Below are 20,579 nucleotides of genomic sequence, written 5' to 3' on the forward strand. Positions count from 1 at the left end.
GGTCCCTACCACCTGATCAGCGCCGAGGCCCACGTAAACCCGCTTCCGAACGCGGCCAGGCACACGAGATCACCTTCTTTCACCTTTCCAAGCTCCCAGGCTTCCGTCAATGCGATGGGAATGGAAGCCGCGGTGGTATTTCCGAAACGTTGTAAGTTGTTGATTACCTGCGATTCTTCGAGGCCGAGTTGCTGGCGTACGTAGTCGCTGATGCGGATATTGGCCTGGTGCGGTACCAGCAGGTCGATATCGCCGGCCGAGTAGCCGTTTGCCGCCAATGCCTCCTGGATCACCTCGCCAAAGCGCACGATCGCATGTTTGAAAACCGCATTGCCATTCATGTATACATTATGCCCGCCCGATTCGAGGACTTCCTGGCTTACCGGCCGGCCCTCGCGGCTGCTGCCGGGATCTTTGACATAAAGCTCCTCCGCAAACCGCCCGTCGGCGTGAAGGTGTGTAGATAATATACAATGTTGGGGATCGTCCGTGGCAGAAACGACCGCCGCACCGGCGCCGTCGCCGAAAATCACCGCCGTATTGCGCCCTTCCGTGCTTTTGTCGATCCACGACGACTGGATTTCCGAACCCACTACCAGCGCCGTCTTGTACATGCCCGATTTGATAAACTGATCGGCGATGGAAAGCGCGTACACAAAACCGGAGCATTGCTCGCGGATGTCGATCACCGGCTTGCCGTCCATGCCCAGCTCGCGCTGCATGAGAAACGCCGAGCCGGGGAAAAAGTAATCCGGGGTAATGGTAGCGTAGACGATCACGTCGATATCATTGGGCGTTAACCCGGCCCGTTCCAGCGCCTGGCGCGATGCCGCGGCCGCCATGCTGTAATTGGTATCCTTACCGTACTGAAAATAGCGGCGCTCCCGGATGCCGGTCCGCTCGCGGATCCACTCATCGGAAGTGTCCATCCATTGGGTAAGGTCGTCGTTGGTAATGATATTGTCGGGAACGTAAAAGCCTAGGCCGGTAATGCGGGAAAATGTCATGCGAATGAAGGTGCTCCGTGTTGCCGAGGGTCAACAGGCAAGTGGGACGGTTTTAATTCTAAACAGATATGTATTAGCAACATACGTTGCCGGAAAGACTACAAAAATGCAACAAAAAGTACTGGGAACCAATTCATGCCCGCTTTTTCCTAAGGTTGTCGGCGAGGGAAAGCAGCACGTAGATGATCAGGATCGCGGGGATCGCCAGGATTTTTAATGTAACCAATAAAAGGATGGAAATGCCAAGGAACACAAACCGCGCCTCATTTCCTTTCCATCCGAAACTTTTGAATTTCAGCGCGATCAGCGGGAGTTCCATGACCAATGCATAAGACATCACAGCGCTCAGGATCAGCAGATTGTTGGTGTTTACAATAATATCCTTCCAAATGCCGCCTTCGATATGCACGATCCACGGCAATGACGCCATCAGCATCGCATTCGCCGGGGTAGGCACGCCGATGAAAGAGTCGGACTGGCGCGGGTCGTTGTTAAACTTCGCCAGGCGGATGGCCGAGAAAATAGCGATAATGAATGCAGGATAGGCTTTCCATATCCCGAACAGGTCAGGAATGCTTTGCATAAGCAACTGATAAACGATAATGGCCGGCAGCAAACCGAAAGTAACCATATCCGCCAGCGAGTCGAGGTCGCGGCCGATCGGGGAAGTGACTTTGAGCAGCCGCGCCAGGAAGCCGTCCAGGAAGTCGAAAATCAAGGCCACACCGATGAGCAGGCACGAAAGCAGGAGGTTATTGTGAAATGCTTCCACCACACCAATGCAGCCGCAAAGCAGGTTTCCGCAGGTGAGGGCATTGGGGATATTGCGACGGATCATAGCGCGCTATTTGAAGAAGGGGTTATTTCTTTTCTCAAAACCAATGTTCGTAGGCTCCATGTGCCCGGCGTAGACGGTGTAATCGTCGGGTAATGTAAACAATTCCTCACGAATGCTCCGCAGCAAGGTCGCATGGTCGCCGCCGGGAAGGTCGGTGCGGCCGATACTCATCCGAAACAGTACATCGCCGCCGATTACAAACTTGTCGGCATCGTCCACAAATGCCACGTGGCCTGGTGCGTGGCCGGGTACGAATATGATTTTCAGGGACGTGTTGCCAAAATCGATCGTTTCGCCTTCTTTGATAAAACGGTCGATCTCCGGTTCCTCGAATGCCGAAAATCCATAGTTGGATGCGTAAGTTTTAACGGCCCTTAGCAAAGGTTCGTCCAGCTTGTGCAATGCGAAGGGCACATTGTATTTCCGCTTCAATGCCGCCACGCCAAGCACATGGTCGATATGTGCGTGGGTGTTCACGATCAGCACGGGTTTCAGGCCTTGTTGTTCCACGAAAGCGGTAAGTTCGTTCACTTCCGAGCGGTCATAGCAGCCCGGGTCGATGATGATCGCCTCGCCGGTTTCGTCGTGAAGCAGATAGGTATTTTCAGAAAATGGGTTGAAGACAAACGTCTGTACCTGTACCATTCCGGTAGGGTTTATGTGGGTTAATAAATGGTGCTGAATGGAGGAAACACTTCACAGTTCTTTGAAAGTGGCGATAATGCGGTCGAAATAGAATATCGTCGTATCCTTATAGTCCGAGTCGGTGCCTGCGTAAAACCATAGCTCGCCCCGGTTATTGGCGGTGACCGTCACGGGTGCATTGGAATACCGTAATAGTGTATGGTAGCGCGTGTCGCGGTTTGTGCTGGCAATGCTGCCCGAAAGCAGCACGTCCTTGCCTGGCTGCTTGCCTGTGCCTTTATCGAGATTGAATGCGTACACACCGGATACCAGCTTTGTCAATGGTTCGGAAGGAGAGACGCCGGCCTTGAAGGTCACCTGGTCTACGACACCTTTGGCGCTGTCGTTGCTGTAATTGGTCGCCAGGTCCACTTGCAGCGTCATTTCATAGGAGCCGTTCGGTGTAAACCCGCTTACGCGCTTTTTGAGATAGCTGAACATGTTGCCCTTCGAGTATCTCGACAAAATACGAAACCCATATTGTGTCGTATCGAGTCCACGGGGCAGGAGGGCGATCGCTGCAACGGTATCGAGCTGGCTCGAATCGGCTGTGGAGGCATACCCGGCGAAGCCAGGTTCCCACCCGTTTTCCCCGCTCGTTCCGGACTGGAAGTTGGAATCCACCGTAATCGCGGCATCGAGGCTGTCGTCATTACAGCCCCACAAGCCTGCGGCGGCCAGAAGGGCGATCAGAATGTATTTCTTCAATGTCAAATGCAGTTTACAAAAAGAACGAAAAGATCGGTCGGTATCTTTCGTCCGTGAAACCGGTAAAGTTAAGCCAGCGTTCCGCTAATGCCTATCCGATCAGGAAAATTGTCGGGATTTTGTGCAAATCGGGCTTCGAGGCCTTCCATTTTCGAATGGGCATGGTCCTGATGTACTCGTCGGGCGCAGTCACGTTCGCGGCAATGCATAGCAGCAGATCGGGCGAGCAGGCTTCGGCTACGGCTTCCAGCAGCTGGTTGTTGCGAAAGGGCGTTTCCATGAAAATCTGCGTTTGCTGATATTGTCTCGCATTACGCTCGAGGGTTTGCAACGTTTTCTTGCGCTGCACTTTGTCGATGGGAAGGTAGCCGTGGAATGCAAACGACTGTCCGCTCATGCCGGAGGCCATCAATGCGAGCAAAATAGACGAAGGCCCTACGAGCGGCACCACCCGGATGCCCAGCTCGTGCGCAATGCGTACCGCCACCGCGCCCGGATCGGCCACGCCAGGGCACCCGGCCTCCGAAATCACCCCGGCGCTTTTGCCGAGGCTGCGCAGGGCCGCAACGGTCTCGCTCTCCGGCGTATCCTTATCGAGTTCGATGAACGACAGCTCGTCGATCACCTTGCCGAGCTTTAAACTGCTGATAAACCGCCGGGCCGTGCGGACGTTTTCCACGAAAAAAACATCCAGATTTTGGACGGTATCCTTGATTTGCGGCGAGAGGACGTCGTTTTGCGTGCCTTCCGCCAGTATAGTAGGGATTAAGTACAGAGAAATCCCGGAATCGTTCATAGGCGCTGCATTTTTTTATTCCTTTCCAACCAAAATGGCTGATTGTGAATCTACGGAATAAATAAAATTATTTAATAAGTATGAAAAGACTATTATACATACCCGTGGTCCTGGTGTGGTTAGTGTCTTGTAAAAAGGATAGTGTCGGCGATATGTCTCCGAATGCCGCATTCACGACTGTGTCGGGTCTTTGGCATTCCATCGAGATTGAGAGATCGTCACTCGATAACAAAAGCAGCTGGGAGCCCATTGCGGCTACCCAGTCCGACTCATTGATTTTTCGCAGCGACGGCGTGGTGCTGAATGCCAATGGTACGCCCCGGTGCTGTGCGCCGGCCACCATGATCATCAATGGCGCCCTGTTAGACGTGAAGCCTTTGACCGCGCTGCCCAGCAACCCGCAATGCGAACTGCTGAACTGCATCACCTGCCCGACCTGGGAAGTATCCCTGAGCGATGACCAGCTGATCCTCAATACCTGTAATTCACCCAGGGTCAAATACGTCAGATAGCCGTATTCAGAAATTCAAGCAGGGTGCTGACAAATGCTTTCGGCTGTTCGGCCTGCACCCAGTGCCCTGCTCCTTCAATCGTTTTTAGCTGTGCATTCGGGAACAGGTCTAGAATGCCTTCCATATCTTCATCCAGAACATAACTGGAATCCGCGCCGCGCATGAAGAGCGTCGGCGTTTCCACCGGCGTATCGGATTTTATCTGCGCACCTACATTGGCCATATCGGTCGTCAGCAAGGGCAGGTTAAAGCGCCACGCGAAGCCGCCTTCTTCCTTTCTATACAAGTTTTTTAGCAGAAACTGCCGCACGCCGAGCAAAGGCTCGTATTCCGCCAGGATTTCGTCGGCCTGGTTTCGGCTTTCGATTTCATCGATGGGAATCGCGTTGAGGCCTTTCAGGATTTTGGTATGATGGATCGGGTAGCCTTTCGGGCCGATGTCCACCACTACCAGCGCCTCGAATGTGCCGGGATAGGTTACGGCATACTCCATCACGGTTTTTCCGCCCATCGAATGGCCTACCAGGATCGGGGACTCGATCGCCTGCTGATCCAGGAATTCTTTCAGATCAGCCGCCAACGTCGGGAAGGTGAGAGGCGCCTCGTGCGGGGAGCGGCCGTGGTTACGCTGGTCGACGAGGTACACGCGGTAACCCTGCTCGGCGATGTGCTTGCCGATGGTCAGCCAGTTGTCGAGAAAGCCAAACACGCCGTGTAGAATAATGAGCGGCTTGCCGGTTTCGCCTATTTGTTTGAAATTGAGTTGCATAATGTTGAACTTTGGGAAAGAGATTTTGAAAGCTAACCACCGACGGCCCGACCGTCGTTTTTCAGGATTAATCCTTCCAGCGGTCGGCGGTCAGCGGTCACTACGCTTGCCCGTAAAGTTTGTAAGTATTTTCGGTAAGGAAAAAAATCCTGCGCAAGTTAGACTTAACAATTTCTTAATACCAGTTACCTTTTGGTACGATAATTGAAGTCCCGGATAGATAAAAAATCTTTTTTTGTCACCTTAAATAGCCTTCCCCAAGCGCTCCGCTACCCTCCCCATTTATTAATGATTTGATAAAATAGAAAATATTGAAGTATTGGTACACGAATCTGTATTATTTCAATAAATCAGCCAGTTACGGCGACTAGTATTGTATTTTAGTAGGATTTAGGCTTTTGCTTGTGAATGTAAAAAGCTATTATTTTGCACCAATTATTCATCCTCCTTGAATGAATCCGCTAGTATTCTTACAAACCAAATCACCAAATTTATGAACGGGAAAAGTTTACTCTTCCGGGCGGTATGCCTTGCGGTAACCGCGTTTCTATTCTCTCTATTGGGGCCGGGTGCGCAAGCCCAGGTCACTTCATCAGCAATTACAGGGCGTGTTGCAGACGGCAAAGGCGACGTTCTTCCGGGCGCTACCGTAGTCGCTATTCACGAACCTTCAGGAACCAAATACGGCTCGGTAACCAATGAGCAGGGGCTTTACACGATCCCGGCCGTACGCGTGGGCGGGCCTTACAAGGTGACGGTTTCCTTCGTCGGTTTCAACGAGCAGTCGCAGGAAAACATCTTCGCTAACCTCGGTACTGCGGCCAACGTCAACTTCGAGTTGAAGGACGGCTCCACCGAATTGCAGGAAGTGGTAGTGACCGGCGCAGGAAGCGATATTTTCAGCTCCGACCGTACAGGTGCCGCTACTACCTTCAATAAGAACCTCATTACCAGCCTCCCTACATTGGGGCGTACGCTGAACGACATTACCAAGTACAATGCGTACAGCAACGGCCGCTCATTCGGCGGGCAGGACAGCCGTTATAACAACTTCACGATCGACGGTTCGGTGTTCAACAACGGTTTCGGTCTCGGTAGCGAGGCGCAGGCCGGTGGTCGTACCGGTTCTACGGCGATCTCGCTCGACGCGATCGAAGAGGTGCAGATCAACATCGCTCCTTATGACGTGCGTCAATCGGGCTTCGCGGGTGCGGGTATCAACGCGGTAACACGCTCGGGTACCAACGAATTCTCGGGTTCTGCATTCCACTTCTTCAAAAACAAGAGCCTCGCAGGTAAGAAAATTGACGGCAGCGACATTACAGTGGCCGAATTCAACGAGAAAACGACCGGTTTCCGTCTGGGCGGTCCGATTGTGAAAAACAAATTGTTCTTCTTTGTCAACGGCGAATTTGTAAAACGTTCAAGCCCTGCGCTCGACTTCGTACTGAACCGCGGCCAGTCGGGCAGCAACGTTTCCCGCACGACACTGGCGGATATGCAGGACCTGGCTTCGTTCATGAAAGAGAAGTTTAATTACGATGTAGGTGCACTGGACGGCTTTAACAACGAGAACAAAAGCAAGAAATTCCTCGGCCGTATCGATTACAACATCAGCGACAAGCACAAGCTGACCTTGCGCTACTCGCACCACGATTCGGATTCGGACGTGCTTATCAGCCAGTCGAACAGCTCCAACACGGCAGGTTTCGGTAACCGTACCAACTCGCTTTCGGCGATCTCTCCACAGAATACCGGCTACATTATCCAGGACAATACCCGTTCATTCGTAGCGGAATTGAACTCGAACTTCGGCGGTAAATTTGCCAACAACCTGATCGCGACTTACAACAAGCAGATCGAAGACCGTAAATACAAGGCGCCGATCTTCCCGACGATCGAAATCCAGAAAGACGGATCGACTTACACGACCATCGGTTCAGATCCGTTCACTCCGAACAACCGCCTCGATTACGCGACTTTCAACATTACCGACAACCTGACGTACTTCGCAGGAAAGCATACATTTACAGTAGGTGCGGCATATGAGCACTTCAAGTCGAACAACTTGTTCTTCCCCACTTCCAATGGGGTGTGGGTATTCAGATCGATCCAGGATTTCAAGAATGCAGCTAATGCATACCTCGCTAATCCTAACCTGACGACCGCTCCTGATACCGTAACACGTTTCAACTACCGCTACTCATTGCTTCCGGGCGGCGCTGCTCCGTGGCAGACATTCAAAACGCAGACTTTCAGCTTGTACGCACAGGATGAGTTCCAGGCTACGCCTAACTTCAAGCTTACAGCAGGTATCCGCGCTGATCTGATCACGATCCCGAATACATCGGAACAATACTACAATGCACAAGTGGCGGCTATCAAATTCAAAGATCCGGAGGGTGCCGACTACAACGTCAACACGGGCAATGTGCCGAAATCACGTATCTACCTGTCCCCACGCGTAGGTTTCAACTGGGACGTAAAAGGCGACCGTACGACGCAGGTTCGCGGTGGAACGGGTTTGTTCCTTTCCCGCATTCCTTACGTGTTGATTTCAAACCAATTGGGTAACAATGGTGTGAACTCCGCTACGGTCGTTGGAAACAACACCACGCAGTATCCGTTCACATTGGACCCAAGCCGTTACAATCCGACAACCACCGGCCCATTGAAAGGCTACCAGGTGAACGCGTCGGATGAAAACCTGAAATTCCCGCAAATCTGGAAAAGCAACATCGGTATCGACCAGCAACTGGGCTGGGGCGTAGTAGCGACTGTGGAAGGTATTTTCAATAAAAACTACAACTCACTCCGCTACATCGACGTGAACCTGAAAGCGCCTACTACCCAGTTCGCAGGACCTGATACACGCGATCGTTTCCCGGCTTCGGGCTTGCCAACGGCACAGGTTAACGCAGCGCGCCTTGTGAATACCGACGTTTCGAACGTTTATGTTTTGACCAATACCAATAAAGGCTACTCATATTCATTGACTGGTAAACTCGAAAAACCTGCAACACGCGGTTTCGGTGGAATGGTGGGTTATACTTACGGGATGGCGAAGGACATTGCTTCGGTATCGTCAACCGTGGAAGGCAACGTGCCGGGTGTGAATGGTTTGAACTATCTCGACCTGGCTTATTCTGGTAACGACGTTCGTCACCGTTTTGTAGGTTACGTTTCTTATCGCAAAGAATATGGCGGTAAATTCGGTGGTGCTACGATGGTAACATTGGGCGGCGTTTCTTCAAGCGGTACCAAAATATCTTACATCAGCGCAACGGATATGAACGGCGACGGTCAGAACAACGACCTGATCTTTGTTCCAAACAAAGCCACCGATATTACATTCCAGACGCTGACTACTACTGCGAACGGTAAAACCTACACCTTCTCGCCGGAGCAGCAAGCCGAAGCATTCCAGAAATACATCGATAACCACCCGTATTTGAAGGAAAGAAAAGGCAAATATGCAGAGCGTAACGGCGGTGCTTACCCTTGGCTAACCCGTTTCGATTTGACGGTAGAGCAGGATTTCTACGTAAAAGTGGGCAAGAAAGACAAGAAGAACATCATACGTCTTCGGGCAGATATCTTCAACGTGGGTAACCTGATCAAGGATACCTGGGGCGTAGCCAACCAGGTGACCGCTTCTTCCAACAGCACACAATCTAACCCGCTCAACTTCGCGAGCGTGAATGCGCAGGGTGTTCCCACCTACCGCATGGGTACGCAGGTAGTAAATGGCGAAACTGTTTTGGTGAAAGACGCATTCGTGAAGTCGAGAACGATCAACGACGTGTGGCAGGCGCAAATCGGTATCCGTTATATCTTCAACTAAGAATACGAGCTTCCTATAAGCAACCGAGCCCGCAGCAATGCGGGCTCGGTTTGTTTTATACCTAATGTCAATGTTCCTACCATTCCTCGTTCCTCCCTTTAATCCTTCTTATAAAATATACTCTGGACCAAAATAGGATTATCGGTACAAATAATGTCCGGCCCGCCGGAATCCCGGATCTTCTGGTACAATGGCCGCGATTCGGTCGTTTGAAGCGTGTCGACGTTGCCGTTGGTGCCGAGGGAAGACGCGACGTTCAGGTCGTGAATGCGCTGGTAAAAAGGGGCGTCCTGCAACTCGCGGGGCGTAAGTGCCACCAGTTGCTCAAACGGCAGGCCCGATTGCTCAACGGCGTCGATATGTTCCGGGCTGTTGAAACCTACGGCGAGCATAAGCTGCGGAGCTAGTTTGTGCGCAAGCTGCGCTTCTTTTAATGAATAGCATATCAGTACCGACTTGTACAGGTTGCCGGTACCTTGCAGCAACTGAATGGTGCGTGCAATGCTCGTTTCCGGCTTTTTATCCACGATGAGCACCAGGTTTTTTCCGGCCGACCAGTTCAACACCTCCTGGAATGTAGGTATCGGATGCTCCGTCATGGAGCCATAGGGATCTTTCAGCCTCAGTTTGCTGACTTCTTTCCACTTCTTCTTGCTGAGCAATCCCTTGCCATTGGTTTTCAAAGCCAGGTCGTCGTCGTGGGAGATGACGAGCAGGCTGTCGGCGGTGGGGCGCACGTCGATTTCCAGGAGCACGCAAGGCACTTTGGAATAAGTCCGTGCGAAGGTGGCCATGCTGTTGCCGGGGAAGCCGTCTTCGGTACCGCCCTGGTGCGCCATGATGAGCGGGGTGGTTCGTTTGCCCGGTTTCAGGTACATTTTCAGGGCATCGGCGTCGGCGAACTTGCAGTCGCCGGTCTGGGCCTGGATGGTGTGTGTAAAGGCAGCGAGCAGCAATGCTGTGAAAATCTGCCGGGTTTGATGTTTCATGATAGCGATATCAGGTTGTTTTGTCTGGCACAGCCGGGTCGCCGACGGGATTTCCTACCGGGTGTCCTATGGCGGTATCCACGATTGTCGTGTCCGATACCTTTTCCGCCTTCAAAATCGATTCCACACCTGCTCGGTAACCTTCGATGATCAGCCGGGAAATGTCTTCGGAATTGAAATGCTGCAAATCGAGGAACAGCGGCGTCGAAGGCCTTACGACGGTTAGCTTCATGGGCTTGCCGCGCAGGTTCGAGCGGTCGACGTACGACTCGGCCCATTGGATGTTGTTGTTCACGATCTGGTTCACGGTAATGTCGCGCACGCGCTCGATGAGTGTGATCAGGTTGCGGGTGTTGATGCCCTCGGGCTGGTAGAGCAGGGGAGAATGGCAGCCGATGAGCACGATTTCCGTCGCCCCGTCCTCGATTGCCTCGCGGATGGGCGCTACTTCGCGCAGGCCGCCATCGAGATACAAGTGGTTATCGATCTCGACCGCCGGCATCAGCATCGGGATCGACGAGCTGGCGTACACAAAATCGATGTAATGCGGGTCGCGGCTCGACACATATTTCATTTCCCCCGTTTCGATATTCACGGCCCCGGCTTTCACCTTAACGGGCGTGTCGCGGAGGTAATCGTCGTTGAGATGCTTGCGGATAAGCAGGTGGAGCGGTGAAGGGTCCACGATGCCGTCGAAGCGGCTCATGAGCGTGTTCATGCCGAGCATGACGCGCGAGCGCAACGTCGAAATATCCTGGGGCTGGGTAATGTTCTTGATCCAGAATTCGAGGAGCTTGCGCCCGGCCAGGGGCCAGTCTATCCGCCCGTTTTCCGCATTTTGTTTGCCTGTTTCGTTGGCAAGGAATGTCGCATTCAATGAGCCTACTGAAATTCCATATACCATTTCAGGTTCAAAGCCATTTTCTAATACTGCCTGAATTACTCCTACCTGAAATGCTCCCTTCATAGATCCTCCGCCGAGGACGAGTGCTTTCATATCAACCGGTTTACGTGGTTTAGTTTGTACTTCGGCCGTCGGCGGTCGGCGGTCGGCCGTTTGTGGCGCCCGGGCCTTTGCTCAATTCTAAACATTTTCAGCTTAAAATTGATATAAACAGAAGATTTTATTCCAAATTTGAAGATCAAAGTTCAGAGGGTTAAACGAAACTATCGGATGAATAAATGCCCCTGTCTGCATCCTTTTAATATCAGTAGGCGGCAACGGCCCCTCTTATAATCATATGACCCTTTCAATAAAGGAAATCCAGGCGCCTATCGCGGACGAAATGAAGGCCTTCGAGCAGAAGTTTCGCCAGTTTATGAAAAGCGAGGTAATGCTGCTGGACCAGATCATGAACTATATCGTGCGACGGAAAGGCAAGCAGCTGCGCCCGATGTTCGTGTTCCTGTCGGCCGGGGTTTGCGGCGACATCGCCGAGTCGACCTACCGGGGCGGCGCGATGATCGAGCTCCTGCATACGGCCACGCTCGTGCACGACGACGTGGTGGACGATTCCAACTACCGCCGCGGCTTTTTCTCCGTCAATGCATTGTGGAAAAACAAGATCGCCGTATTGGTCGGCGACTACCTGCTGTCGCGCGGGCTGCTGCTCTCGGTGGACCATGAAGAGTTCAAAATCCTGAAAATCGTTTCCACAGCCGTCCGCGAGCTCAGCGAAGGCGAGCTTTTGCAAATTGAAAAAGCCCGCAGGCTCGACATCAATGAAGAAGTTTATTACGAAATCATCCGCCAGAAAACGGCATCACTCATCGCCTCCTGCTGTGCGGTGGGCGCCAGTTCGGTCGGCGCGGCGAAGGAAGTGGTGGACAGAATGCACGCATTCGGCGAGAAAGTAGGTATGGCGTTCCAGATCAAGGACGACCTGTTCGATTACGGCGAAGACGAGATCGGCAAGCCGCTCGGTATCGATATCAAGGAAAAGAAAATGACGCTCCCGCTCATTTACGCCCTTAACCAAGCTCCCTGGCTTGAAAAACGGCGAATTATCAACATTATCCGCAACGAAAGTCACAAACCCAACAAAGTAAGCGAAGTGATCGCGTTTGTAAAGGAATCGGGTGGCCTCCGCTACGCGCAGGAAGTGATGGAGCGGTACGTAAAAGAAGCCCTCGCACTACTCAACGAATTCGCGGACTCGCCGCACCGCCGCTCCCTCGAACAGCTGGTTCAATACACCATCGAAAGGAGCAAGTAGAATGAGCGGATATTAGCGTTTCGGCAGTAAAATATATAAGTAAATATAATAATATAACTAGCTTTTTAGTTATGTTTGCGTATTCACTTAATGCTGCCGGTCATGAAAATATTCTTCACTGTTTTATTGCTCGTCGCGGGCCTGGGGCTGGCGGCGCAGCCTGTGGTGCTCAGCCGCAAAGAAGTTAATGCAAAGGGGATCGGATTGAAATTGGAACAGGATTACAAAAATCCCGAAGATTCCCAGTTGGAAACCCCTTATAGCATTCAAAAGGCATTTCAGGAAATGTATGCGCAGATGCTCGAAACGGACAAGCTGCAAGACGTTACCATCTGGAATACGCTCCTGCTGAATGCCGAAGGAAAGATCGATTACCTTACTTTCGAAATCCTGAGCCAGCGGTTCAAGCTGGTGAACGGCAAGCAGCAGCGGGAACCGGATAATGCGGATTCGCTGGCCGCCATTATCAAGGCAAAAATTACACCTTACCTCACGGGCATCAAATCACGCAGGACTGCTGGCAAAAAGGCCACGCTGACGGCATTTGTCGGGTTTTATCCGTCGGCGCCGAAGGAGCAGAATGCCAAAAAGGACAGTGTGGTTCACGGAATGGAGGAAGCATTGGCGGTGAAGGACACATTAAAAGTGAAGACGCTGGCACTTGGCCGGAGCATGCTGACGTCCGTTCCCCAGGTGATATATCGTTTCCCTAACCTTGAAGAACTGCTTCTGACAGACAACGATATCGAAAATCTCGACCTCGATATGTCGCGCCTGCCCAAATTGCGCAACCTCGACGTGACACGGAACATACTGACGGAAAAAAGCATCCGCATCAGTCGAAACAGATCGCTAAGGCTCATCAACCTGCAAATGAATATGCTGACGGACATTCCGGCGGCGGCACGGAATTGCAAAAAGCTGGAATCGCTCTGGCTGGGAAATAACCGGCTGGCAGGTTTGAACAATGCGAGTTTCAAAAAACTGAAATCGGTCAAAGACCTCAACTTTTACAAAGCCGGACTGGCCGCATTGCCGACCGGAATCCGCAAAATGCGCCGGTTGGAAGTGCTGGATTTGTATTACAATAAACTTGGGACCCTGCCGAGGTCAATCACCCGGCTGAAACGCCTCACGCACCTGGCGGTTTCATACAATGAGCTCACCGCACTGCCCGCACGCATCGATAAAATGAAGCGCGTAACCACCATTTACGCCCACCATAACCATCTCAGCAAGCTCCCCGCGCGCATCACGCGTATGAAGGACCTGCGCGTTGTGGACCTGGGTTTCAACTGGCTCACGACATTTCCGGCCGAGCTGGCGGCATTTACCAACTTGCAGGAGCTGGATTTGTCGGCCAACAACTTCCCCGATTTCCCGATGCAGCTGTTGCAGATCCGCAAGCTCGACAAGCTGCATTTACGCGGCAATCCGTTCCTGGGAGCGGATGCCGAGCAAAAATACAGCGAGCAGCTGAGCCAGCTCAAAAAGAAGAATATCGAAGTGTTTTATTAAAGATTCCACCAGTAGGTGAATTTCAGCACGATCGCCCGGTTTTTGACCCGGAAGTTCTCCGGCAGATAATTGTCGGTGTACACAATGAAAAGGTCCGACGCGGGTTTGTAGCGCCATTGCAGACGTGCATTCAGGTTGATATTGTCGGCCTGATTGTTATACTGCATGAATGTCGTGAAAAACAGGCTGTTCGTGAAGGTTACGTCCACGCGCGGGCCTACGAGCCAGAGCTGTGTGCGCTTCCACGGCTCGGGCAGGCGGATATCGTTGTAGTTACCGGCCATCGTGATCGCCACGTACGGCTGCACGCGGTAACCGAGCTCGGCTTTCAGGTTGTTGCGCTTGCCGTTCTGGTAGTAACCACCCAAAATCCCCGATGCGAGGTAGGTAAGGCGGTTCTGCGGCCCCGAAACGATATCGAAACCAACTGCTTTCCAGTTGTGTTCCGTGCCGGTTGCCAATGTAGCATTGCCCAGGTTGGTAGGGTCGAACGGCCGGAGCAGGCGCACATAATTGCTTGATCCCCACACGGCCACCGTCGCGCGGTTGATGAAGTTGACATTGTAGGACAAAATGAATTCCCTGTCGCTCATATCAAATTTTTTGTCCCAATACACATTGCTTACGATTTTCGGACCGTGGCTGATGATTTTCGGATGTTTGATAAAGAACAGGTAAGCAACGTTAGGGCTGATCTTGTAATAACCCATTCGGACGGCATTGGGCACGTAACCCACTTCCGCATTGTAATTTTTACCCACATATTCATGCTGCCATTGCCATATGAGGTTCGCTTTCGTGAATTTCAAATCCGCTGCGTGCGTCCAATCGTCGGATGATTTCCCTGGCGTGAAAGATTTCAGGAACATGACTTTCCCTGTCCACAGGTTTTTGGCGCTGGCGAGGTTGAACTCGGCGCCGATGTTGCGGTTGTAGCGGTTCGTGGCCGCGTGCCGTTCCAGGCTGTAATTGGTCGCATCCTTGTTGACGAAAATGAACCGTACATTCGACCGTGCGAGCAATTGCCGCTGCAATGCAAATACGGCGTAGTTGTTGTGCGGGGTAATGGTGTCGTTGGAGCCGGTTTGCACGTCCAGCACACCTATACGCCAGTTTTTATTGATCTTCCCGCTCATACGTGCGCCGAACTGGATCGGTACGCCCAACCCGATGCGCCGCGAGAAGAACGGCCGGATGGTAGCGTACCCGAAGTTGGCGAAAAGATCGGCGTTTTCGAGAAAGAACTGCCGGCGTTCAGGGAAGAAGAGCTCAAAACGGTCGAGGTTCGTTTGCTGCACGTCCACATCCACCTGCGAAAAGTCGGGATTGACCGTCAAATCGAGGTTCAGCGACGGCGTGAGGCCTACTTTTACATCACCGCCGATGGTCGGCTTGTATTTCGTAGGAAGGTCGTTCTGATGGTCCTTCGTCATGCGCATGGCCGCGTACGGGATCACCGAAATGTTCGGGCCGGGCGTTGGAGGAGGCGTGTCCCACACGAGCACGCCCGTGTATGCGAGCGAGGCCGAGGGAAACTGGCGCGGTACCGGCGCCCACGATGATTTCTCCGAAATAGTAAGGTCCTGGCGGCTGAAATTGATGCCCCAGCGCGTGATGCCGGGCTTGTAGCGGATACTTTTAAATGGAATGGCCGCTTCCCATACCCATTTGTCATCCTCGTTTTTCACGGAACTCACCCACTTGTTGTCCCAGCTGAGATCGACCGTCCCGCCGTCGCCTTGCTGGCCGTCCCAGGGAGCGCCCGCAGCATTGGCGCCGAACGAGAAGCCGTTCGTCTTGTCGTCGAACGTGTCCATAAAGAGCAGGAAATTGTCATTTTTCCCGAATGCGAAATCGCGTTTGAGCGACTCCACGATCAGCGAGCCTTTCACGGGTTTGTGATTGACGACCAGGATGTACAGGTTATGACGGTCATAGCACATCTTCACGTCCGTCAGCGCCCTGGAAAAGCTCGTATCCATCGGCGTGATCATGAAAAAGTCCCTGGCGGTTTCGGCCTGGTCCCACGCAAGGTCGTCGGCTACGCCATCGACTTTAACGGGCGCGGCGGCGGCGTGGATATGGTACTGGTAATTTTCGTTCGGTTTCTGTGCAAAGCTTTGGGAAATGATGAAACAGAAGATGAAAGGGGTCAGGATAAAGGTACGTAGCACTTGGTTCAAGGGGTGTTTAGGAATGTAAAAGGTTCAGTGGCAATTAGTTTCTGAACCAGCGGGCATCTGCATAGAATGTCCCGAATGGTACCAGCGAAGAAGCGAACGACAATGCCGACTTTTTGAAAGACCAGCTTTTTTCAATGGCTACCTGGATGAGCAGGAGCACGAAAAGGACGAACAACACACCGTGCGCCATGCCGACGACGCGCACAGCCTGGGGAAGTCCGGCGAAATATTTAAGGGGCATGGCGATGCCCAGAAGTACGAGAAAGGAAATGCCTTCAAGAAATGCGACGATGCGCAGTCGGCCTAATGCCGACTTAATCAGTTCGGAAACCATAGGAAATCACAATAGGAAAATACATTATCCCGGCAAAGATACGGATCAACCCGCTTGAAACGCAGGAAGTTTGCCAACGATTTGCGCGGAAATGTTACATTTTAAGAATATGTAACTGGGAGTTTATGTAAATTTTGTGAAAATGGATTTCTAAAAAATTTTATTCTGTAAAATATGGGCTGAAAGATTGATTATTGCATATTTGTTAAATCTTACACCTCATTACAATCTTATGAAACTGTTATGCTCAACATTTCTTTTCGCATTGCTCTCCTGTTATAGTTATGCACAAGGGCTTAAAGTAACAGGCAAGGTTACCGATGAAAAAGGCGAACCGCTGATCGGCGCGTCTATCGTAGAAAAGGGCACCAGCAATGGTACGGTCGCCGATGCAGGCGGCGCTTACAGCCTCACGGTCGGGTACAGCAATGCCACGCTCGTCGTCACATTTGTAGGTTATAATAAAGTGGAACGCGATGTGAACGGGACGGCGACGCAAGATTTTGCATTGTCGGACGCCACGGTGCTGAGCCAGGTGACCGTCGTAGGCTCGCGGAACCTTAACCGCTCCTCCACGGACACGCCGGCGCCCGTGGATGTGATCGATATCCGCGAGGTGACCACCAAGCAGGGCCAGCTCGATGTGAACCAGCTCCTGCAATTTGCAGCGCCATCGTTCAATTCCAACCGCCAGACCGGTTCCGACGGCACCGACCACGTCGATCCCGCCTCGCTCCGCGGCCTGGGCCCCGACCAGACGCTCGTGCTTATCAATGGTAAGCGACGGCACCAGTCGTCACTCGTGAACCTTTTCGGCTCGCGCGGCCGGGGTAATACCGGTACCGATTTGAATGCGATCCCCGCCGCCGCCATCGAACGCATCGAAATCCTGCGCGACGGCGCCGCGGCGCAATACGGTTCCGATGCCATCGCCGGGGTGATCAACATCGTCCTGAAAGAAACGGCCGGGCAGCTGACCGTCAACGCCAATGCGGGGATGTTTAAGGCCAAATACCGCTTCGACGATAAGCAGTTCGATGGCTTGAACTATAATATCAATGCAAACTACGGCGTCAAAATCGCGAAAAAAGGCTTCCTGAATGTTACCGCCGACTATAACTCCCGCGACCATACCAACCGGGCCAATACGGTAGACAATGAATCGGACCTCGCCCGCCGGCAGTACGGCGACCCGGAAATCCGCAATGCGGCTGTGTATTATAATGCTAAAATCCCCGTCGGTACCAACTTTCAGGTGTATAGCTTCGGAGGCCTGAACGAGCGCCGTGGCGATGCCTATGCGTGGACGCGTTTTGCGGACGATGACCGCAATATACCTTCCGTGTACCCGAATGGCTTCGACCCGATCATCACGAGCAAAATCCAGGACCGTTCGGTGGCCCTGGGCGTTCGCGGCGTGTGGAAATCCTGGGATATCGATCTGAGCAATACTTACGGCTTTAACAAATTCCACTTCGGCGTGAAAAATTCGCTGAACCGATCCCTGGGCGAGCGCTCGCAAACCTCGTTCGACGCCGGCGGTTTCCAGCTGGGCCAGAATGTGACCAACCTGAACGTGAGCCGGTATTATAAAACCTTCCTCCAAGGCCTGAACGTCGCATTCGGCGGGGAGTTCCGCACCGAGCGTTACAAGATTTTCGCAGGCGAGGAAGCATCCTACCGCAATTACGACCCCGCATTTGCCGGCGGCTCGCAAGGGTTCCCCGGTTACAGCCCGGCTGACGTAACCAACCGCAGCCGTTCCAATGTAGGCGTTTACGTGGACCTCGAAGCCGACGTGACCAAGCAATTCCTGATCGACGTCGCCGGTCGTTTCGAGAATTACAGCGATTTCGGCAGCACCCTGAACGGCAAGCTCGGCGCGCGTTTCAAAGTGAGTGAAGCATTAGCCTTCCGCGGATCGGTGAGTACCGGCTTCCGGGCACCGTCTCTGGCCCAGAAGTATTTCAATTCGACATTTACCAATTTCGTGAACGGCCAGCCTGTCGAAGTGCTGCTCGCCAATAACAACAGCGCCGTTACCCGCGTATTGGGTATTCCGCCATTGAAAGAAGAAACATCGCAGAACGCCAGCCTGGGTGTCACATTCACGCCCACTTCCGGGCTTTCCATTACCGTGGACGGCTATTATGTGAAGGTAAAAGACCGCGTGGTACTCACGGGCCAATTCAGCGACGAGGACGAGGATATTGGCGCATTGCTCAAAGAACTCAGGGTAGGAAAGGCACAATTCTTCACCAATGCATTGGAATACACCACCACCAAAGGCCTGGACGTGATCATCGCGCACACGACACCGCTCGGTTTCGGCAGGCTGAGTACTACGGTAGCGGCCAATTTCAATTGGATGGAGCTCGGCCCGGTGAATACGGTGCCGAAGCTGGCGGGAAAAGAGGATATTTATTTTGACGAGCGTGAGCGCCGTTTTGTGCTCGCCTCCGCGCCGCCGTCGAAGATTAACCTGACGTTCGATTATTCGGTGAGCAAATTCAGTTCGATGCTGCGGTTTATCCGCTTCGGGGAAATTAAGCTGGCAAACTGGGACTATATGCTCGACACATATAGCCCCAAAATCCAGACGGATCTTACTTTGAACTACAAATTCACGAAGAATTTCTCCCTGTCCATCGGCGGCAGCAACATCCTGAATGTATATCCGGATATGTCGCTGCCCGCGCTCACCGAGTCGGGCGGTGCATGGGACCCGGTGCAGATGGGAAATAACGGCGCATTCTTCTTTACAAGGCTTGGGTTCCGATTTTAAACGGCCATAATCTCCGCCGCCGCCATTTCGCCGGTAACTACCGCGCCCTCCATGAATCCCTGCCAGTCGGCTAGGTGTTCGCCGGCGAAAGAGGTGTGCAGAAACGGCTTCTGCAATGCGGGCCGCGTGGTATGCCATTGATTAAGACCATACATCGCATACGCGCCCTGCGAGATTTTATCGGTTCCCCAGTAATAGTTCGCCTGCGATTCGATGAGTTTTTTGGAGCCGGGAAAATAGGGACTGAGCGTCTGGCCGAGCATTTGTTTCCGCCATTCGTCGTTCTGAGCCGCTACAAGTTCGGCCTTTTCGCCGATGGTGTAGGAAATCAGCACGCCTTTTTGCGACGGCTGGTTTTTGGTGGCGTGGTAAAAGTAGTGGGGCGTCTGGTCGGTAATAAGGTCGAAGCTTTCGTCTTTCCAGAAACGCTTTTTGAACAAAATCGCATTCTTGTTGATACGGGCATATTGCAGCTCGTTAATCGCCTGGATCTTTTCCGTCGGCAGGCCGGGCTCCCATTGAATGTTCTTCATCGCAAATGTGGGAATGGCGCAGATGAGCTTGTCGGCTTCGAATGTCTTGCCGTTTTCGCAGGTTACCTTCACTGAACCCGTTTGTTCAATGCGTTTCACGATGTGGCCCGTGAGGATATTCGCGTCGCCGATCCCTTCCGCGAATTTCTTTGCCAGCTGGGCATTGCCTCCCTGCATTTTCAGGTCCATTTCGTTTTTCTCGCTGCTTTCGGCGAAGGTCGACAATGCAATCAGGGCTGATACGTGGCGGATGCTCTCGCCGAAATCGGTGCTGTCGAGGAGTTCGCGGAAGATGAGGTCCTTGCCTTCGCAGCCGTTGTTGACCAGGTAACGCCACCAGTCGATGCTGTCGAGTTCCAGTTTCTGATTTTCGCCCAGCGTCTTATAGCCGTCGAGCAATGCTTTCATTTTCGGTTTCCAGTTGTCCGAAAAATCCCAGGCATTCGCTTTGGTGTATTGGTTTTGGTAAATTAAATGGGTGTCGAACTGGTTGTTCAGCAGCGGTATGCCAAACTGATCGCACAATGCCCGCACGCGCTCATGCGAGTTGCCGACCCATTCCGCGCCCAGCTCCACGACAAGGTTTTCTTTGGGGGCAATGGTGTGGGAAAAAACGCGACCGCCAATGCGGTTCCGCGATTCGAGCACGGTCACGTCGATGTTTTTCCGCTTCAATGCATAGGCGGCGGCAAGGCCGGCAAACCCGGCGCCGATCACGATCACGCGCGTTTGTTTGCCAATATGAATATTCCCGAAAGAGCGGGCGGAAATGAGCGATGCGCCTGCAAGCAGGGCGGATTGGCGCAGGAATTCGCGCCGGGAGGTTTGTTGCGGCTGGTCCATAATGTAATGAAGAATCGATT

Annotated in this window: 16 protein-coding genes; 5 read left to right on the plus strand and 11 right to left on the minus strand. The window is 52.7% G+C overall.

The annotated features are described in order from the left end of the window. Positions 1-5: 5 nt before the first annotated feature. The 5 genes from H144_RS0112740 to H144_RS0112760 all read right to left on the minus strand — a co-directional run bounded on the left by H144_RS0112740 (position 6) and on the right by H144_RS0112760 (position 4,033). Positions 6-1,007: a 3-oxoacyl-ACP synthase III family protein gene (locus H144_RS0112740; RefSeq protein WP_019942456.1), complete on the minus strand. Its 1,002-nt coding sequence runs from the start codon at positions 1,005-1,007 to the stop codon at positions 6-8. A 133-nt stretch (positions 1,008-1,140) separates the two neighbouring features. Then, the gene (pssA, locus tag H144_RS0112745) at positions 1,141-1,845 is read right to left on the minus strand and encodes a CDP-diacylglycerol--serine O-phosphatidyltransferase (RefSeq protein ID WP_019942457.1); all 705 of its coding nucleotides are present in this window, start codon (positions 1,843-1,845) and stop codon (positions 1,141-1,143) included. Between the two features lie 6 nt (positions 1,846-1,851). Beyond that, a complete protein-coding gene (locus tag H144_RS0112750) occupies positions 1,852-2,490 on the minus strand; it encodes an MBL fold metallo-hydrolase (protein ID WP_019942458.1) in 639 nt (212 codons plus the stop codon). Positions 2,491-2,541: 51 nt separating this feature from the next. After that, complete coding sequence (locus H144_RS0112755; RefSeq protein WP_157504649.1) at positions 2,542-3,237, minus strand: hypothetical protein; 696 nt, start codon at positions 3,235-3,237, stop codon at positions 2,542-2,544. A gap of 91 nt (positions 3,238-3,328) precedes the next feature. Further along, positions 3,329-4,033 carry an SAM-dependent methyltransferase gene (locus tag H144_RS0112760; protein ID WP_019942460.1) on the minus strand — a complete coding sequence of 235 codons (705 nt, stop codon included), beginning with the start codon at positions 4,031-4,033 and terminating at the stop codon, positions 3,329-3,331. 80 nt (positions 4,034-4,113) lie between these two features. Between H144_RS0112760 and H144_RS0112765 the strand changes: the two genes are divergently transcribed. After that, on the plus strand, positions 4,114-4,545 hold the full coding sequence (locus H144_RS0112765; RefSeq protein ID WP_033402499.1) for a hypothetical protein: 432 nt from the start codon (positions 4,114-4,116) through the stop codon (positions 4,543-4,545). Here the strand turns inward: H144_RS0112765 and H144_RS0112770 are convergent. Beyond that, the gene (locus H144_RS0112770; protein WP_019942462.1) at positions 4,538-5,314 is read right to left on the minus strand and encodes an alpha/beta fold hydrolase; all 777 of its coding nucleotides are present in this window, start codon (positions 5,312-5,314) and stop codon (positions 4,538-4,540) included. The genes H144_RS0112765 and H144_RS0112770 overlap by 8 nt on opposite strands. Before the next feature lie 493 nt (positions 5,315-5,807). Between H144_RS0112770 and H144_RS0112775 the strand changes: the two genes are divergently transcribed. Continuing rightward, positions 5,808-9,158: a TonB-dependent receptor gene (locus tag H144_RS0112775; RefSeq protein ID WP_026350656.1), complete on the plus strand. Its 3,351-nt coding sequence runs from the start codon at positions 5,808-5,810 to the stop codon at positions 9,156-9,158. A 98-nt stretch (positions 9,159-9,256) separates the two neighbouring features. Here the strand turns inward: H144_RS0112775 and H144_RS0112780 are convergent, their stop codons facing one another. Then, positions 9,257-10,147, minus strand: coding sequence for a glycerophosphodiester phosphodiesterase family protein (locus H144_RS0112780; RefSeq protein ID WP_019942464.1), 891 nt, complete (start codon positions 10,145-10,147; stop codon positions 9,257-9,259). Between the two features lie 10 nt (positions 10,148-10,157). After that, the gene (locus H144_RS0112785) at positions 10,158-11,144 is read right to left on the minus strand and encodes a patatin-like phospholipase family protein (RefSeq protein ID WP_051100086.1); all 987 of its coding nucleotides are present in this window, start codon (positions 11,142-11,144) and stop codon (positions 10,158-10,160) included. A 244-nt stretch (positions 11,145-11,388) separates the two neighbouring features. Here H144_RS0112785 and H144_RS0112790 point away from each other — a divergent pair, with 244 nt between their 5' ends. Both H144_RS0112790 and H144_RS0112795 read left to right on the plus strand, forming a co-directional pair. Next, the gene (locus H144_RS0112790) at positions 11,389-12,363 is read left to right on the plus strand and encodes a polyprenyl synthetase family protein (protein WP_026350657.1); all 975 of its coding nucleotides are present in this window, start codon (positions 11,389-11,391) and stop codon (positions 12,361-12,363) included. A gap of 102 nt (positions 12,364-12,465) precedes the next feature. Next, on the plus strand, positions 12,466-13,881 hold the full coding sequence (locus tag H144_RS0112795) for a leucine-rich repeat domain-containing protein (RefSeq protein WP_229207894.1): 1,416 nt from the start codon (positions 12,466-12,468) through the stop codon (positions 13,879-13,881). Here H144_RS0112795 and H144_RS0112800 read toward each other — a convergent pair. Together H144_RS0112800 and H144_RS0112805 are read right to left on the minus strand one after the other, a co-directional pair. Beyond that, positions 13,878-16,055: a DUF5916 domain-containing protein gene (locus tag H144_RS0112800; RefSeq protein ID WP_157504651.1), complete on the minus strand. Its 2,178-nt coding sequence runs from the start codon at positions 16,053-16,055 to the stop codon at positions 13,878-13,880. The genes H144_RS0112795 and H144_RS0112800 overlap by 4 nt on opposite strands. 43 nt (positions 16,056-16,098) lie before the next feature. Beyond that, on the minus strand, positions 16,099-16,398 hold the full coding sequence (locus tag H144_RS0112805) for a DUF3817 domain-containing protein (protein WP_019942469.1): 300 nt from the start codon (positions 16,396-16,398) through the stop codon (positions 16,099-16,101). Positions 16,399-16,630: 232 nt separating this feature from the next. Between H144_RS0112805 and H144_RS0112810 the strand changes: the two genes are divergently transcribed. Beyond that, positions 16,631-19,183, plus strand: a complete 2,553-nt coding sequence (locus tag H144_RS0112810) for a TonB-dependent receptor (protein ID WP_019942470.1) — start codon at positions 16,631-16,633, stop codon at positions 19,181-19,183. Here the strand turns inward: H144_RS0112810 and H144_RS0112815 are convergent. Beyond that, positions 19,180-20,559, minus strand: a complete 1,380-nt coding sequence (locus H144_RS0112815) for a flavin monoamine oxidase family protein (RefSeq protein WP_019942471.1) — start codon at positions 20,557-20,559, stop codon at positions 19,180-19,182. The two genes, H144_RS0112810 and H144_RS0112815, sit on opposite strands and share 4 nt — an antisense overlap. Positions 20,560-20,579 lie beyond the last annotated feature (20 nt).

This window comes from Dyadobacter beijingensis DSM 21582, from assembly GCF_000382205.1.
Taxonomy (GTDB): domain Bacteria; phylum Bacteroidota; class Bacteroidia; order Cytophagales; family Spirosomataceae; genus Dyadobacter; species Dyadobacter beijingensis.

Coding starts and splice junctions, on each gene's coding strand:
- H144_RS0112770 (WP_019942462.1), bottom strand. CDS start 5,314: ATGCAACTCAATTTCAAACAAATAGGCGAAACCGGCAAGCCGCTCATT.
- H144_RS0112795 (WP_229207894.1), top strand. CDS start 12,466: ATGAAAATATTCTTCACTGTTTTATTGCTCGTCGCGGGCCTGGGGCTG.
- H144_RS0112765 (WP_033402499.1), top strand. CDS start 4,114: ATGAAAAGACTATTATACATACCCGTGGTCCTGGTGTGGTTAGTGTCT.
- H144_RS0112805 (WP_019942469.1), bottom strand. CDS start 16,398: ATGGTTTCCGAACTGATTAAGTCGGCATTAGGCCGACTGCGCATCGTC.
- H144_RS0112815 (WP_019942471.1), bottom strand. CDS start 20,559: ATGGACCAGCCGCAACAAACCTCCCGGCGCGAATTCCTGCGCCAATCC.
- H144_RS0112750 (WP_019942458.1), bottom strand. CDS start 2,490: ATGGTACAGGTACAGACGTTTGTCTTCAACCCATTTTCTGAAAATACC.
- pssA (WP_019942457.1), bottom strand. CDS start 1,845: ATGATCCGTCGCAATATCCCCAATGCCCTCACCTGCGGAAACCTGCTT.
- H144_RS0112785 (WP_051100086.1), bottom strand. CDS start 11,144: ATGAAAGCACTCGTCCTCGGCGGAGGATCTATGAAGGGAGCATTTCAG.
- H144_RS0112740 (WP_019942456.1), bottom strand. CDS start 1,007: ATGACATTTTCCCGCATTACCGGCCTAGGCTTTTACGTTCCCGACAAT.
- H144_RS0112780 (WP_019942464.1), bottom strand. CDS start 10,147: ATGAAACATCAAACCCGGCAGATTTTCACAGCATTGCTGCTCGCTGCC.
- H144_RS0112790 (WP_026350657.1), top strand. CDS start 11,389: ATGACCCTTTCAATAAAGGAAATCCAGGCGCCTATCGCGGACGAAATG.
- H144_RS0112775 (WP_026350656.1), top strand. CDS start 5,808: ATGAACGGGAAAAGTTTACTCTTCCGGGCGGTATGCCTTGCGGTAACC.
- H144_RS0112810 (WP_019942470.1), top strand. CDS start 16,631: ATGAAACTGTTATGCTCAACATTTCTTTTCGCATTGCTCTCCTGTTAT.
- H144_RS0112760 (WP_019942460.1), bottom strand. CDS start 4,033: ATGAACGATTCCGGGATTTCTCTGTACTTAATCCCTACTATACTGGCG.